Raw genomic sequence first — 14,062 nt, 5'->3', positions numbered from 1 at the left:
TGGCCATCCTGTCAGACGGCAGAAAGTTTGACAAGTTCTCATCAGATTACTGCGAGAAACAAGCAGAAATCTGGCAGAGCAAGTCATCCAAGCGCCGTCATTTGGCTTTGGTTAAGTCGCAGCAGGACGCCAACAAAAAGGTTCTTGGCGCAAAAAGCCTGTCTGACTATCGCAACTGGCAGAAAGCCAATGTCGCCAAGAACCGCTATATGAGCCGCATCACGAATCAGCGCGATGACTATCTGCACAAGATCACGGATCAGCTGGTAAAGGAATACGACGTCATCGTCATTGAAGATTTCAAGATCAAGAACATGACGAAGAATCACCACCTTGCCCGCTCAATTCTGCGCCAAAGCTGGGGCAGATTTCGTGACATGCTGGAATACAAGTGCAAGAAGTACGGAAAGATCCTCATCAAGGTCAATCCAGCATACACCAGCCGAATCTGCTCAAAATGCGGCAAGGATACGGGCAAGAAGCCACTGTCAGTGCGGGAATGGAACTGTCCATTTTGCAAGGCGCACCATGACCGTGACGTCAATGCATCAATCAATATTTTGCTTAAAGGACTTGCCCAGCTCTGAGAGCGCCGGGCAAGCAAAAAATCGTACCGTCAAACTGCAGTGAATGCGGCTTGGCGGAATCGTCGGAGGGGGCACTTCCGTGATAAATAGACTGACCTCTGTTTTTGCACTGCTGTTCAGCTTGCTGGACAGAACCAGTAAAAAAGCAGGCTTGGCTTCGGCCAATCCTGCTTGCAAGAATAAGTTGGTCGTTCTCAGAAGCTGTAGGCTGCGCGTGAGCACTAGCCTATAAAGAAACCCCCGACCTTGGTCGGGGGAGCATGTCATCTGCTGTCAATGTAGCAGTTCTCGCCAGCCGCGTCAATCCCTTGGCAAATTATTAATTATCTTTTATGGATCGTAGAAAAAATTTAGAAAAACTATGCTTAACAAGTCAATATTGAGGAACTACAATAGTCAGTGAAAAGGAATTCATCAAATGTATTACTTTTAGGGAGGTTATTAATAAGATGTGTACTGCAATTACTTTTGCTACTAAAGACCACTATTTTGGCCGCAATTTGGATCTGGACTTCTCATACAACGAAACGGTGACCATCACCCCGCGGAACTTCAAGTTCCCAATGCGCAAGGTGGACGATTTAAGCAGCCACTACGCCATGATCGGGATGGCAACCGTCGTTGAAGACTATCCGCTCTACTATGACGCCATCAATGAGGCAGGCTTGGGCATGGCTGGCTTGAACTTCCCAGACAACGCCCACTACTTCGCCGACATTGACGGCAAGAACAACATCGCTTCATTTGAGATGATTCCCTACATCTTGGGACAAGCCAAGACCGTTGACGAAGCCAAGAAGCTTTTGGAAAACGTGAGCGTTTCCGCTGAAGTCTTCTCAGCTGATTTTCCAACTGCTACCCTGCACTGGATCATCGCTGACAAGGAAAAGAGCATCGTCGTTGAGTCAACCAAGGAAGGCTTGAATGTCTACGACAACCCGGTTGGCGTCATGACCAACAACCCGCCATTCCCAATTCAAATGTACGACTTGAATGACTACTACGCCATCTCTGCCCACCCGCTTGAGCACAAGTTTGGCAATGGGGTCAGCCTGCACGAGTACTCCCGCGGGATGGCCGGCTTAGGCCTGCCAGGCGACTTGTCCAGCAAGTCCCGCTTCGTCCGCGCCGTCTTCACCAAGTACAACAGCATGTGCGATGACGATGAGCTCAGCTCAATCAACCAGTTCTTCAAGATCCTGGGCTCAGTCGAGCAAGTCAAGGGCTTGTGCGAAGTCACCCCAGGCAAGTACGAATACACGATCTACTCATCCTGCATGAACCAGGACAAGGGCATCTTCTACTACACGACCTACGGCAACTCAGACATTCACGCCATCGACATGCACAAGGTTGACCTGGATGGCGGCAAGCTGTCGATCTATAAGTTGAACAAAAAGCTGTCTGTCTCCTACGACAACTAATTTACGCGAACCGTTTTCAGTAGCAAATGGCAATCATGTTTAGCCAAGCAGATTAGACAAGCAAATATAAGCAACGTTATTGAAGCGGTATAACAGCAGAAAATCAGCAACAAAAAAGCCAAGCAAAACAATTTTGCTTGGCTTTTCTTATGCTCTACTGGCGCGTGATTGGGAAGGTGGCCGTAAAGACCGAGCCCTTGCCCAATTCGCTGAACAGCTTGATTGTACCATGGCACTGCTCAGTCGCGTGCTTGACGATCGACAAGCCTAGACCGGTCCCGCCAGTCTTGCGGCTGTGGCTCTTGTCAACCCGGTAGAAGCGCTCAAAGATCCGCTGCTGGGCTTCGGCGGGCACGCCAATCCCATTGTCCGCAACCTCTAAGACCGCGTGTCCGTCCCGCTCGCCAACCGTCACTTTGACATGGCCGCCTGGCTTGTTGTAGCGAATGGCATTGTCAATCAGGTTATAAGCGATCTCATACAGCAGGCGGAAGTTGGCCGTGACGTAAACCGACTCCAGCTTAGCCACCAGCGTCACGTTGTGGCGCTCAAAGGAGCTCTGCAAGGCATCAATTGCCTCTTGAGTCGGCCCTTTCAAGTCGATCCGCCGTTCTTCAACCTGTTGCATTTCATCAAGGTGGGACAAGCGGATGATGTCATCAATCAAGGTCAGCAGCTGTGAGGATGAAGCATGGATCTTCTGGTAGAACTTGTCCTTGTCTTCTTCTTTGACCAAGTGGTTTTCCAGCAGCTCTGCCGAGCCCATGATTGACTGCAGCGGCGTCTTCAACTCGTGGGAGACATTCGCCGTAAATTCACGGCGGATCTGGGCTTCATGGTATTCTTCAGTCACGTCCACGACCAGGATTGAAGTCCCCTTAAGGACTTTCCGGCTGGTAATTGGACTGGCGCTGACCTGGATGCTGCGGCCATGACGCTTAATAATTCCTTCAGCATGTTCAGTCCGGTTGTTCTTGTTGACGATCTTTTTCACGTCTTCAGGCAGCTTGGAGTTGTCATCCAAGTCCAGCAAGGTCATTACGGCAGGATTTGACAGCAGAATCTTGTCATCCAAGTCAATCAGGATCAGCCCTTCCTGCATGGCATCCGTGACCGTCTTGAACTCCTTCTCGCGGTGGTGGAGCTGCTCCATCTGGTCGGAGATCTGCTTGTTCTGACTGTCAAGTCGCGTAAGCAAAGGCTTGATTTCCTCGTAATTTGAGCTTTCCAGCGGGTGGTCCAGATCCAGGCTGTTCAATGGCTCCACGATCGTCTTAGAGATTTTCTTGCCCAAGAGCCAGGAAATGGCCGTGGCCCCGAGCAAGATGATCAAGAGTGGAGAGATCAGGTGCAGCAAGGCCAGCAGCATCGTATTCCGCGTCATCGCCACGCGGATGACGCTGCCATCCTTAAGGCGCTCGGCATAATAATGGGTCACGGTCGACAGCGTGGTGCTGAAGCGCTCGCTCTCGCCCTTCCCCTTCTTCATGGCCTCCGCCACTTCCTTGCGGTGGGAGTGATTGCCCATCTTCTTGGGGTTCTCTTCATTGTCAAAGAGGACTTTCCCATCCTTGGCAATCCACGTGACCCGGTAGTTTTCTCCCTTCAGTTCCTTCAAGTACTTGACTCCGCCGGCATTGACCCCAGCCGCGGCCAGATCAGCCTGTGAAGTCAAGGTGCCAACCTCAGTATTGTCAAAATCAATGCTCAAGGACAATACGCTTAAGGCAACGGACACCAGCAGAACCAGAGTCGTTGACGCGAAGATCGCCCGAAAAATTCTTTTAAACATTAATTCCCTTCATGGTAGCGATAACCGACACCCCGCACCGTCTCGATATGCTTGCCAGCCTTACCCAATTTCTGTCTCAAGGTTCTTACGTGAACGTCCACCGTGCGGGTTTCACCGTAAAAACCGGTTTCCCAGATCTGATCCATGATCTCCTCCCGGGAAAAGACAGTCTCTGGATGGGTGATCAAGAGCTTCAGCAAGCCGTATTCCTTCAAGGTCAGCTCAATTTCCTCGCCATCAACAAAGACTTCATGGCGCTTGAGCAGGATCTTGATCCCATCTCTCTCGATTCTGTCCTTTTCCTCGCGGCGCTGGGTTCTTCTCAGAACCGCCTTGACCCGTGAGACCATTTCCATCATCCCGAATGGCTTGGTCAGATAGTCGTCGGCACCGGAATCCAGGTTCTTGACCTTGTCATATTCCGCCGTTTTCGCGCTGGCGATAATCACTGGCAGTTCCTTAGTCGCGGAATTGCCGCGGATCCGGCGCAAAATGTCGCTGCCGTCTTCATCTGGCAGCATCAGGTCCAAGATTACCAAGTCCGGTTTCTTTTCTTTCAATGCCTTGAAGAAGGATTCCCCATCCTCAAAGCCCCGTGTCTTAAAATTCATCGTCTGGAGAGTATACATTTCAATTTCACGGATGCTCTCATCGTCTTCAACACACCAAATTTCTAACATAAATAAAAACCCCTTAATCTATCTGTCACGTTTAATTATAGTTTAGTCCCTATGCTTTGACTATGACGGATAATTAAGAGGTTTGTAAAATCTAGGTTAAATTTGGCGGCTCAGACCTGATCTATCTGCCAGACTTGCCAGTCTCCACGAACTTGGCCCAGCGGGCAATGTTGACCGCGTGGTCGCCAATCTTTTCAAAGTACTTGGCAACCATCAAGAGATTCAGCAAGTATTCTGGATTGCCATTTTCTTTGAAGCTCTTGATCAGCGTTTCCTTGGCTTGGTCAAAAAGGCCATCAACCTGGTCATCGCGGCGAATGACCGTGTCCGCCAAGTCCTTGTCGGTCTTTACCAAAGACGTAATGGAGTCATTGACCATTTCTGCCGCGGTCTGCGACATTTCCTTGAGGTTGATCATGTCATTGGCAACTGACATGTGGTCATTAATAACCATTTCCGAGATGTCAGCCGCGATTTCCCCAATTCTTTCCAAGTCATAGACAGCCTTCAATGAAGCGGAAATCACCCGCAGGTCGGTCGCAACCGGCTGCTGCTGCATCAACAGGCGCAGGCAGCTGTCCTCAATCTCCCGCTCATTCTTGTGAATCCGGTGGTACAAGTTAATGGAATCCTTAGCTTCATGGGCATCCCCAGTAAACAAGGTATCCGTCGTTTCCGTGATGGTGTCCTTGCACAATTGGCCAATTTCGACCATCGCCTTGTGCAATTCATCCAACTCGTCATCAAATCTAGTTCTCATTATCCGAACCTCCCCGTAATGTACTTTTCAGTGCGTTCATCCTTAGGCATAGAGAAGATTTGGTCAGTGTCGCCAAATTCAACCAGATCCCCTAAAAGGAAGAAGCCAGTTTGGTCGGAAATACGTACGGCTTGCTGCATGTTGTGGGTAACGATGACAATCGTGTACTTTTCCTTCAACTGCATGGCCAGTTCTTCAATCTTAGAGGTAGAAATTGGGTCCAAAGCTGAGGTTGGTTCGTCCATCAGCAAGACTTCTGGCTTTACGGCCAAAGCCCGGGCGATGCAGAGTCTTTGCTGCTGACCGCCTGACAGACCCAAGGCTGACTTCTTCAGCCGATCCTTCAAGTCATCCCAAATAGCTGCTTGCTTTAAGGAAGTTTCAACGATTTCATCCAATTCCTTCTTGTCGGTAATCCCGTGAATCCGCGGGCCATAAGCGACATTGTCGTAGACGCTCATTGGGAATGGGTTTGGCCGCTGGAAGACCATGCCGACTCTTTGCCGCAAAACAGTCACGTCCATGCTGCCCTTGTAGATGTCTTCACCGTCAAGCTTAACCCCGCCTTCAATGCGGCAGCCTTCGACCAGGTCGTTCATTCTGTTCAAGCAGCGAAGCAAGGTTGACTTACCACACCCTGAAGGTCCGATGAAAGCCGTAATCTTATTCTTCTTGATGTGCATGTTGACGTCATGCAAAGCATGAAAGTCACTGTAGTAAAGATTGAGCTTTTCAATCGTAAACTTGTCTTTTTCTTGTTCAGCCATTTTTTAGTTTCCTCCATTATTGCGCTTGCGCATTTTGTCTGAGATGTGGCGAGTTACCAAAGTAAAGAGCAGGGCGAGCAGAACCAGGACTGCTGAAGTAAAGTTGGCAATTTGCGTGGCATCTTTGTTCAAGGCCCCTTCGGTTCTCATTACCCAGATGTGCAGTGAGAGAGTTTCACCGGCTCTAAATGGGTTCAGCGGTGAAGTTGGTGAGGTAACCTTCCAGAAGTTTTGCCAGTTGACGTAAGTTGACTGCCCAGAAGTGTACAGCAGAGCAGCAGCTTCACCAAAGCCACGCCCGGCGGCCATGATGACCCCAGTCAAGATCTGCGGCATGGCTGCTGGAATCAGCACTTTTCTGATGGTTTCTGACTTAGTCGCGCCCAGGCCCAGGGAACCTTCCTTGTATTCGATTGGCAAAGCCTGAATGGCGTCATTGGTTTCAGTAGTAATCAATGGGATTGACAGAATTGAGATCGTCAACGCACCCGCGATAATGTTCCAGCTCATCCCCGTCCACAGAATGAAGGCCAAGTAGCCAAACAAACCGATTACGATTGATGGAAGAGATGAAAGTGATTCGATACAAATTTCCAGCATGGTCAGGAACTTGCCCTTCTTGGCATATTCAGCCAAGTAGACGCCAGCCCCGATCCCAATTGGCACTGACACCAGCAGTGACAAGAATACCAGGTAAATCGTGTTGAAAAATTGGTTGAAGATCCCGTTGCCGGCTACCCCCAAGAATTCCGGCTTAAAGCCCTTGATCCCATCAAACAGGATCGTGCAGGTCAAGTAGACCAGGAAGATCAGCATAATCCAGCCAATCACATAGAAGAGCCCGGTCATAAAGCGATCTTTTTTCTTAGCACCGCTCATATTATTAATCTTCCTTTCTGTTTGCAAGCTTGTGGATCAAGACAATCAACACGATTGAGATGATGAACAACAGCAAGGCCATGGTCCACAGGGCCAGGTTAAACTCGCCGCCTTGGGCGGTGTTGCCCATGTCGGCCGCGATTTCACTGGTCAGGTTGCTGGTTGGTGCCAGCAGGCTGGTTGCAAAAGCCCGCGTCTTACCGATAACCATGGCAACAGCCAGCGCCTCACCGATTGCCCGGGCCAAGCCCAGGATCACCCCGGTCAAGATCCCGCCGGAAGCTGCCGGAAGAACGACCTTGCCGATCGTTTGCCAGCGCGTCGCGCCCAAACCGTAAGCCCCCTCCCGGTAGCTCTTAGGCACGGACTTGATCGCGTCAGCTGAAACCGTGGTAATCGTTGGGAAAATCATGATTGCCAGAACGATTGAGGCGGCCAGAACTGAGAAGCCCCCCATGGCTGGATGGAAGATTTTCTTGATCAATGGCACGATCTTGGTCATCCCAAACCAACCATAAACAACAGATGGAATACTTACGTAAATTTCAGTAGCCGGCCGGAAGAACTTTTCACCGATCTTTGGTGAAATTTCAGTCATGTAGACTGCTGAGCCAATTGCGAATGGCAGGCAGATGATCAGAGCCAGCAAGCAGGTTTCCAGTGACCCTACGATGTAGATCGCGGCACCAACCTTGCCGCCAAAAAGACCAGTCTTGTCATTAGGAGCCCATTCACTGGTGAACAAGAATTCCCAAAGTGAGTGGTGGGCCTTAATAAAGGTCTGACTGCCTTGATAAAGGAGGAATGCCCCCATCAGCAGCGTCAAAGCGACGATCAGCAGGCCGCAGAAGACATACAGGGCCCGCCAGCGCTTGTCGTTGGCGATGGCTTTTTGAACTACTTTGTCCATGAATCAATGCTTCCTTTCTACTTGGTGACCTTGCGTGTAGCTTTGGCCTTGTCGGTCAGCTTGTAGGCAACGCCGTAGCCCATGGCTTCAATCTTCTTGCCGTATGACTTGCTCATCATTGACTTCAAGAAGGCCTTGGCCGCCCCCTTTGGCTGGCCCTTGGTGTACATGTGCTCATAGCTCCACACATTGTACTTGCCATTGTAGACATTGGTCAGGTTTGGCTTGGTCCCGTCGATTGACACGACGCCAACTTCTGGATTCCCAGTCAGGTAAGACAGGGCAACATAGCCAATTGAACCTTCAACGCTTTGAATCATTTGGATCAGAGTACCAGAGTCGTCAGTTTCCAGTGACGCGTTGGAAAGGCTGGCCTTGCCCTTTAAAGCGTATTGCTCAAAAGTTGCTCTAGTACCAGATGAAGCTGGCCGGCTGACCAGAACGATCTTCAGGTCATTGCCGCCGACTTGCTTCCAGTTGGTCACCTTGCCAGTGAAGACATCGATCAGCTGCTTGGTGGTCAGGTTGCTTACCCCGGCATCCTTATTGATGACTGGTGCAATTGCCGTAATGGCAACTTGGTGGTCAACCAGCTTAGCGGCTGACTTCTTGTCCAGCTTTTCATCAGCGAACAGGTCAGAGTCACCGATATCAATCGTCCCGTCTGAGACTTGCTGCAGGCCCTGGCCGGACCCACCACCGTTGGTGTTTACCACGCAGTTCGGGTTGGCATCCATGAAGCGCTTTGCTGCGCTTTGTACGAGAGGCAGCAAGGCTGAAGAACCTGCCGCGTTGACCGTACCGGATACTCCCTTAGTATCTGCTTTAGAACTGCCAATCACACATCCTGTAACAATAGCTAACAAAACCAGAGCGACTGCGACTACTTTAGTTTTCTTGCTCGACATGTTAGTTTCCTCCTTATTTCTACTGTCCTAATGTTATCGGAGGGAAGTTAAATCGATACTCTAGGGAATGTTAAATCGATGTAAAAGAGCAATATTTTGTTAATAGTCTTTCGTACTTAGCATAATTTTCAAAGCCCTACAAGGGGCATGAACTCATTTTTATTAACTTTACCAACGCGATTTCCAATACACCAACTTTAATGCGCTTTCACCAGCACTGACGATTATTTATGCTAAAATTATCTTCAGAGTTAGATTATAGGAGTTATGTTATCATGTTTAATTGGCTGGCAGCTTATTTTGCCCGCAACAACTCATTGCTGCTTCAAGCCCTTTTCTTTGTGTTTGCAACGGATTCCACCTTTTTCAAGCAGGAATCACCAAAGAAGCGGGCTGGCAAGGATATCCTTGCCTTCTTGCTATCATTCAATACTTCGACACTGTTGACCGTTCTGCTTTATGACTGGCTGAGCGCGCGAATCAGGTTCAACCAGCTGGGCGATTTCATCATTGCGATTCTGGCGGTCTTCATCCCCCTGATTCCCTTGGTAGCGGTCTATCAGAAGCTGATTGGGAAGAAGTACCCTGTCGCTGTCTTCTGCTATGGCCAGTTCGTAGTTGCCGCCCAGCTGGCCACCCTGCTGGCTGACACGGTTTTCCAGCGGCTGATCTGGACTATCGTCTTGACCCTTTTCTTGTATTTTGAGTTCTATCATGAGATTGACTACCTGGCCAGCGAGCAGACCGTTTTGACCAATGACCTGCGCTTTCCAATAGTTGCCTGGATGTGCATTTACTTAATCGTCACCATGGCGAAGTTTCCGCGGATGTTCCTTAACGGTGCTATTGACAGTGAAGCGACCCCAATTTCCCTGGCTCTTGGCTTCATCGCGCTGGTTACGCTCTTGATGTACACCGTCTTCATGAAATTCAATATTTTCAGCATCACCCGCTACGAGAACTACCTGCGCGGTCATGACAACGATTCGCTGACAGGCGTCAAGTCACTGGCTTACTTGTTGACGAATGCCCCTGGCCTTCTTAAAGGAAGAAAGGTTAAAGTCTTTTACACTTCAATCAGCAATTTCCACGACTACAACCTGATACATGGCTACCAGGCTGGGACCAAGATCCTGCAGGAAACCGCGGACATGCTGACCGCGGCTTTTCCAAATACTTTGCTGATCCGCTATGGCGGCACCCACTTTATCGGCATCAACCAGGACTTTGACGCGCGCCGTTTTGACATGATCGCGCGCAAGCTGGCTAGTTTCAGCACTGGCGAAGCCCTGAGCTTCAAAGTCGGCATCGCGCAGATGCCCAGCAAGAGTTCGATAGATGACGCTCACCGAACGACTGAACTGTTAAACACGATCGACCGGGCTGCCGGGGCCGTGCCCCCTTTTAAGAAGAAGGAAACGGTGGGCATCTATGACGGCGAGCTGGCCAAAGCTGAAGAAGTCCGCGTCCATGTCTTAAATACTATTGACGAGGCAACAAAAGCAGACTGGCTTAAAAACTACTATCAGCCAGTGATCGACATTCAAAGCGGCAAGCTGCATGAATGTGAAGCCTTGTCGCGCTGGATCGACCCGCAATACGGCTTCCTGACCCCTGACAAGTTTATCCCCGTCTTGGAAGAAAACCGGACCATCTATAAGGTCGACTTGCACAACCTGGAGCGCTACGGCAAAGACACCCAAGAACTGCGCAAAAAAGGCAAGGACATTTTTCCAATCAGCTTCAACATCTCCAGAACCGATCTGGAAACGATTGATGTTTTTTCGGCAATTGAGCAGATCGTCAATGACTACCAACTGGACAGAAGCAAGCTGCACGTGGAAATCACCGAGAGTGCCTTAAATGACAATTCAGACGCCATGATCAGGGCCGTCAACAAGTTCCACGAGCTAGGCTATGAGGTCTGGATGGACGACTTTGGCTCTGGCTACTCCAGCCTGAACGTGCTCAAAGACTATCACTTTGACGTGATCAAGATCGACATGATCTTCCTGCGCAACTTCGATGAACGTTCCCAGGAAATCATCAAATCCGTTTGTGAGATGGCCAAAGGCCTGGGCATCCAAACCGTCTGCGAGGGGGTAGAAACTCAAGCAGAATTCGACTTTCTGAAAGAAACTGGCTGCGATTACGCCCAAGGCTTTCTCTTCAGTCCCCCGATTCCCCTCAAGGAAGTTTATTCCAAGCTGGGCCAGCGGATGTAAGCCCTGAATGCAAAATAATTGCCAATATCTGAGAAAAAGTCTAACGAATCAAAAAGGCTTCTAGAAGTGAAAAAACTTCTGGAAGCCTTTTTGATTCTTATGATTATTGTTGTTTACGCCTGTTGCCAGTCTTCAAAGGAAACATACATGACTTGGCCATACTTGAGACTGTCCGTCATTCTGGCCTGGGCCTTGACCTTAGCCCGCTGCCCTTCAGCCGTGATCAGCCGCAGACGCAGCTCTCTGGTCTCATTTTTGCGGCCATCTTCGATATACAGCCTGAGCCATTCCACAACCCAAGGCAGGTCTGCCTCTAAGATAAAGGCAAAGGGGTTGCTCCTGATTACGTTAAAGAACTGCCAGATATTCTGGTAGCCCAAAAGACGCATGCAAGACTGATTGACAAACAAGGTGTTCCCACCTTTCTTGGCTTCAAAGACGATCAAAGGCGTTGGTGTCGACATGATCAGGTCATGAACCGTAAAGCCAATCTGGGACCGGATATCATGGTGCTGCCCCTGGCCGTAGCACTTGACGCCATCCTTGTGATCCATCTTGACCGCGTACAAGGCTTCATCTGCTTTAGCAAGCAAGTCAGTCATTGACATGGCCAGCAAGGGATAGTCCGCATAGCCGATTGACAGCGAATAGCTGATCTTTTTTCCGCGGGATTTAAAACCATGGCCAGAATCATGAATCTGCTTGATCGTCGCCTCTGCTGCTTGCGCGCTCTTGCCCAAGATCGCCGCGCAGAACTCGTCTCCCCCATAGCGGCAGGCCAGCAGGCCAGAATTTTGACTTCTCGCCAGCATATTTCCAATCCGCGTCAATACTTCATCACCCACCTGATGTCCGTAATAGTCATTGAAGAATTTGAAATCGTCGACATCAATCATCAAGAGGGTAAAAGGCTGGTCTGGATGCTTCTTGATCCAGCTTTTCAGAGCCGCTTCAAAGCCGGTACGATTGTAGACCTTGGTCAAGGGATCGATCGTTGCTTCGAGCTGCAGAGCCTTGATCTTGAAGAAATTCCAGATGAGCATGAAAAACAGGGCTTCAATAACAATCACGAAAGACAGGATCCAAAAAACTTTCTTGCCAGCAGTCCAGCCGGCTTTCGGCGCTACTTCCAGCTGCCATTTGTCCTGCTTGTCATCGCTGGTGAAAGTGATCTTGACTGGCTTAGACAATTTTCCCTTGCTCTTGGCAATCACGCTGTACTTCTTGGTCAACGGAGTCAGCTGCTTGGTCAAGCGGTAGTCATAGCCATTCTTGCTCATGGAGGTGCGGGACTTTTTGAATAGCTGGTCTGTATTGACGATCACGATCGTGAAGCCCCAAAGCTTCCGCTTGCCGCCCTGCTTTAAGAAGACAGGGTTGCGGACAGCCATGCCGGTGCCACCCTGAAAGAGCTCAAATGGTCCTTGAATGGTCACGACATCATGCTTAGCACCATAGCGCACGACAGGTCCCCGATCTTTGTCGTGCCACAGGTCGACCAGCCCCTTCTCATTTCCTTTCAAGGGACAGATCTGCGTGACTACGCTATTTGGCACGAATTGGACTGAACTGGCGAACGGCAGCTGCCTGATCAGCTCAGGACCGATCTGCTTGATCTGCAGCTGCTGGCCATGCTTGATCTTGACCACGAATTCCAGATGCTCCGAAAGACTGATGGCTTCTTTGACTTCTTGGCTCAAGCGCGCGGCGTAGTTTTCCGCGGTGAGTCTCGCTTTCATGCGTTCATCATGGTTGATCGCCACATAGCCGGCCTTGCAAAAGGATAAGGTCGCGGCCAAGACTAGGGCAAAAGTTATTGTAAAAGTGAAATAATTTGGTCGTATCTGCTTGTGACTTTGTTTGTTCATATAATTTCCTCTAATTGATTATATTAGCAAGATTGTACGACCTTTGCTAGCACTTTCAAAAAGTTTTAAAACGGTGCTAATCCTTTGCTAATGCTGATCTCACAAGGCTTAGCAGGGGTCTATCCAGTCCATATATTTTGAATTATTACAAGCGCTTGATAATTGCTTTAAATATTGCAAAACGGCAAAATATCAAAAGAAAGCCAGAGGACAATAACTAGTTCGTCAGCCTATTATTGCCATTATCTTATTTTGCTCAGCTTTTGACTTCACGGCTTTTACTTAAATTGCTAAAATTGGCTCTTTTTTGAACTTTTTCCTAATTTATTTCAATATTGACCAGTTTTGGCAAGATTGGCAAGCATCAATTAAATTGAACATGCTAAGATAGAGGCAGGATAGAATAATAATTTATGATTTTGGCATAAGTGCCTCTGGAGGGAAGATCATGAAGAAGCTAAAACTATTGGCAACTGGACTGATTGCTTGTGGTGCCTTGTTGCTTGCTGCCTGCACCGCTTCAGCCAGCAGCACCCCCGTTAAGCCGGCTGAGCCTCGCAACAGAGACGGAATTCGCCTGCACAACCGGGTGACCCTGCGCAATTTTAAGAAAATCAAGATTTCATCAGCCAAAGGCAGCTCAGTCAAAGAAGTTAAGCGGCTTTTTGGCAAAGAAGCAGACTACCAGACCAAGCGCCTGGTGCTTAATAAGCAAGTCAATGCCTATACTTGGAACGACGTTGCCGGCAGCGACATCGGCTCCTGCGTCGTAATCGACTTTCTTCATGGTCACGCGGTACAAAAGACTATCACTGGTCTGCGGACCAGACGCCCCCACATCATCGATCGGGAAAGGTATGCCAAAGTGACGACAGGAACAAGCAGCAAGGATCTAGTCGAAACGCTTGGCAAGCCCAACACCGTCACCTATACCAGCCTGGACGGCAAGGTCAGTGAGACTTGGGGCTACACTTCGCAGCTGAAAGGCAGCGGTGAGGCCAAGTGCTTATTCATCCTGAAGAATAGCCAGGTTGTTGCCAAGTCACAGACGCATCTGGAATAGTGATCAACACAGCATAATTCAAAGAGAAAATAACGAAAATAAAAAACGACTCTAAAAGAGTCGTTTTTCTTTATAGCGGTGATCGGGGTCGAACCGATACGTCCGTAATGGACACCAGATTTTGAGTCTGACGCGTCTGCCAATTCCGCCACACCGCCATATTTACTTTTCAGCTCGCTTGGCTTACCAAGCTTAAGGC

12 protein-coding genes and 1 tRNA gene are annotated in these 14,062 nt (G+C 49.3%); 4 read left to right on the top strand and 9 right to left on the bottom strand.

What is annotated here, in order from left to right; all coding sequences use genetic code 11:
* Together FYJ62_RS09470 and bsh are read left to right on the top strand one after the other, a co-directional pair.
* Positions 1-587 (top strand): RNA-guided endonuclease InsQ/TnpB family protein (locus tag FYJ62_RS09470; protein WP_154549439.1); only part of this gene is annotated, 587 nt, incomplete at its 5' end.
* A gap of 449 nt (positions 588-1,036) precedes the next feature.
* Positions 1,037-2,011 (top strand): choloylglycine hydrolase, encoded by a 975-nt coding sequence (gene bsh / locus FYJ62_RS09465; RefSeq protein ID WP_154549438.1) that lies wholly within the window; start codon positions 1,037-1,039, stop codon positions 2,009-2,011.
* A 154-nt stretch (positions 2,012-2,165) separates the two neighbouring features.
* Here bsh and FYJ62_RS09460 read toward each other — a convergent pair whose 3' ends face one another.
* The 7 genes from FYJ62_RS09460 to FYJ62_RS09430 all read right to left on the bottom strand — a co-directional run bounded on the left by FYJ62_RS09460 (position 2,166) and on the right by FYJ62_RS09430 (position 8,707).
* Positions 2,166-3,803, bottom strand: coding sequence for an ATP-binding protein (locus FYJ62_RS09460; RefSeq protein ID WP_154549437.1), 1,638 nt, complete (start codon positions 3,801-3,803; stop codon positions 2,166-2,168).
* Positions 3,803-4,483, bottom strand: a complete 681-nt coding sequence (locus tag FYJ62_RS09455) for a winged helix-turn-helix domain-containing protein (protein WP_154549436.1) — start codon at positions 4,481-4,483, stop codon at positions 3,803-3,805. Before FYJ62_RS09455 ends, FYJ62_RS09460 begins: the two co-directional genes overlap by 1 nt.
* A gap of 121 nt (positions 4,484-4,604) precedes the next feature.
* Positions 4,605-5,243, bottom strand: a complete 639-nt coding sequence (gene phoU, locus FYJ62_RS09450) for a phosphate signaling complex protein PhoU (RefSeq protein ID WP_154549435.1) — start codon at positions 5,241-5,243, stop codon at positions 4,605-4,607.
* The gene (gene pstB, locus FYJ62_RS09445) at positions 5,243-6,010 is read right to left on the bottom strand and encodes a phosphate ABC transporter ATP-binding protein PstB (protein ID WP_154549434.1); all 768 of its coding nucleotides are present in this window, start codon (positions 6,008-6,010) and stop codon (positions 5,243-5,245) included. The genes phoU and pstB overlap by 1 nt, the downstream gene beginning before the upstream one ends.
* A 3-nt stretch (positions 6,011-6,013) precedes the next feature.
* Complete coding sequence (gene pstA, locus FYJ62_RS09440) at positions 6,014-6,889, bottom strand: phosphate ABC transporter permease PstA (protein WP_154549433.1); 876 nt, start codon at positions 6,887-6,889, stop codon at positions 6,014-6,016.
* A gap of 4 nt (positions 6,890-6,893) precedes the next feature.
* Complete coding sequence (pstC, locus tag FYJ62_RS09435; protein ID WP_154549432.1) at positions 6,894-7,799, bottom strand: phosphate ABC transporter permease subunit PstC; 906 nt, start codon at positions 7,797-7,799, stop codon at positions 6,894-6,896.
* Between the two features lie 17 nt (positions 7,800-7,816).
* Positions 7,817-8,707, bottom strand: a complete 891-nt coding sequence (locus FYJ62_RS09430; RefSeq protein ID WP_154549431.1) for a phosphate ABC transporter substrate-binding protein — start codon at positions 8,705-8,707, stop codon at positions 7,817-7,819.
* Positions 8,708-8,982: 275 nt separating this feature from the next.
* On the opposite strand from FYJ62_RS09430, the gene FYJ62_RS10675 reads away from it, so the two are divergent.
* A complete protein-coding gene (locus FYJ62_RS10675; protein ID WP_195837426.1) occupies positions 8,983-10,932 on the top strand; it encodes an EAL domain-containing protein in 1,950 nt (649 codons plus the stop codon).
* A 113-nt stretch (positions 10,933-11,045) separates the two neighbouring features.
* Here the strand turns inward: FYJ62_RS10675 and FYJ62_RS09420 are convergent, their stop codons facing one another.
* Positions 11,046-12,800, bottom strand: a complete 1,755-nt coding sequence (locus FYJ62_RS09420; protein WP_154549430.1) for a diguanylate cyclase domain-containing protein — start codon at positions 12,798-12,800, stop codon at positions 11,046-11,048.
* A 448-nt stretch (positions 12,801-13,248) separates the two neighbouring features.
* Here FYJ62_RS09420 and FYJ62_RS09415 point away from each other — a divergent pair, with 448 nt between their 5' ends.
* A complete protein-coding gene (locus FYJ62_RS09415; RefSeq protein WP_154549429.1) occupies positions 13,249-13,863 on the top strand; it encodes a DUF3862 domain-containing protein in 615 nt (204 codons plus the stop codon).
* A 73-nt stretch (positions 13,864-13,936) separates the two neighbouring features.
* On the opposite strand, the gene FYJ62_RS09410 is transcribed toward FYJ62_RS09415, so the two are convergent.
* Positions 13,937-14,021 (bottom strand) — tRNA-Leu (locus FYJ62_RS09410).
* Between the last annotated feature and the right edge of the window lie 41 nt (positions 14,022-14,062).

The organism is Lactobacillus porci (assembly GCF_009695985.1).
GTDB lineage: Bacteria > Bacillota > Bacilli > Lactobacillales > Lactobacillaceae > Lactobacillus > Lactobacillus absianus.
Note: the sequence above shows the minus strand (reverse complement) of the source record. Positions and strands in the feature narration are given on the sequence as shown.

Bases quoted from the DNA above. Each gene is read 5' to 3' on its own strand.
- bsh (WP_154549438.1), top strand. From the start codon at position 1,037: ATGTGTACTGCAATTACTTTTGCTACTAAAGACCACTATTTTGGCCGC.
- FYJ62_RS09460 (WP_154549437.1), bottom strand. From the start codon at position 3,803: ATGTTTAAAAGAATTTTTCGGGCGATCTTCGCGTCAACGACTCTGGTT.
- FYJ62_RS09455 (WP_154549436.1), bottom strand. From the start codon at position 4,483: ATGTTAGAAATTTGGTGTGTTGAAGACGATGAGAGCATCCGTGAAATT.
- phoU (WP_154549435.1), bottom strand. From the start codon at position 5,243: ATGAGAACTAGATTTGATGACGAGTTGGATGAATTGCACAAGGCGATG.
- pstB (WP_154549434.1), bottom strand. From the start codon at position 6,010: ATGGCTGAACAAGAAAAAGACAAGTTTACGATTGAAAAGCTCAATCTT.
- pstA (WP_154549433.1), bottom strand. From the start codon at position 6,889: ATGAGCGGTGCTAAGAAAAAAGATCGCTTTATGACCGGGCTCTTCTAT.
- pstC (WP_154549432.1), bottom strand. From the start codon at position 7,799: ATGGACAAAGTAGTTCAAAAAGCCATCGCCAACGACAAGCGCTGGCGG.
- FYJ62_RS09430 (WP_154549431.1), bottom strand. From the start codon at position 8,707: ATGTCGAGCAAGAAAACTAAAGTAGTCGCAGTCGCTCTGGTTTTGTTA.
- FYJ62_RS10675 (WP_195837426.1), top strand. From the start codon at position 8,983: ATGTTTAATTGGCTGGCAGCTTATTTTGCCCGCAACAACTCATTGCTG.
- FYJ62_RS09420 (WP_154549430.1), bottom strand. From the start codon at position 12,800: ATGAACAAACAAAGTCACAAGCAGATACGACCAAATTATTTCACTTTT.
- FYJ62_RS09415 (WP_154549429.1), top strand. From the start codon at position 13,249: ATGAAGAAGCTAAAACTATTGGCAACTGGACTGATTGCTTGTGGTGCC.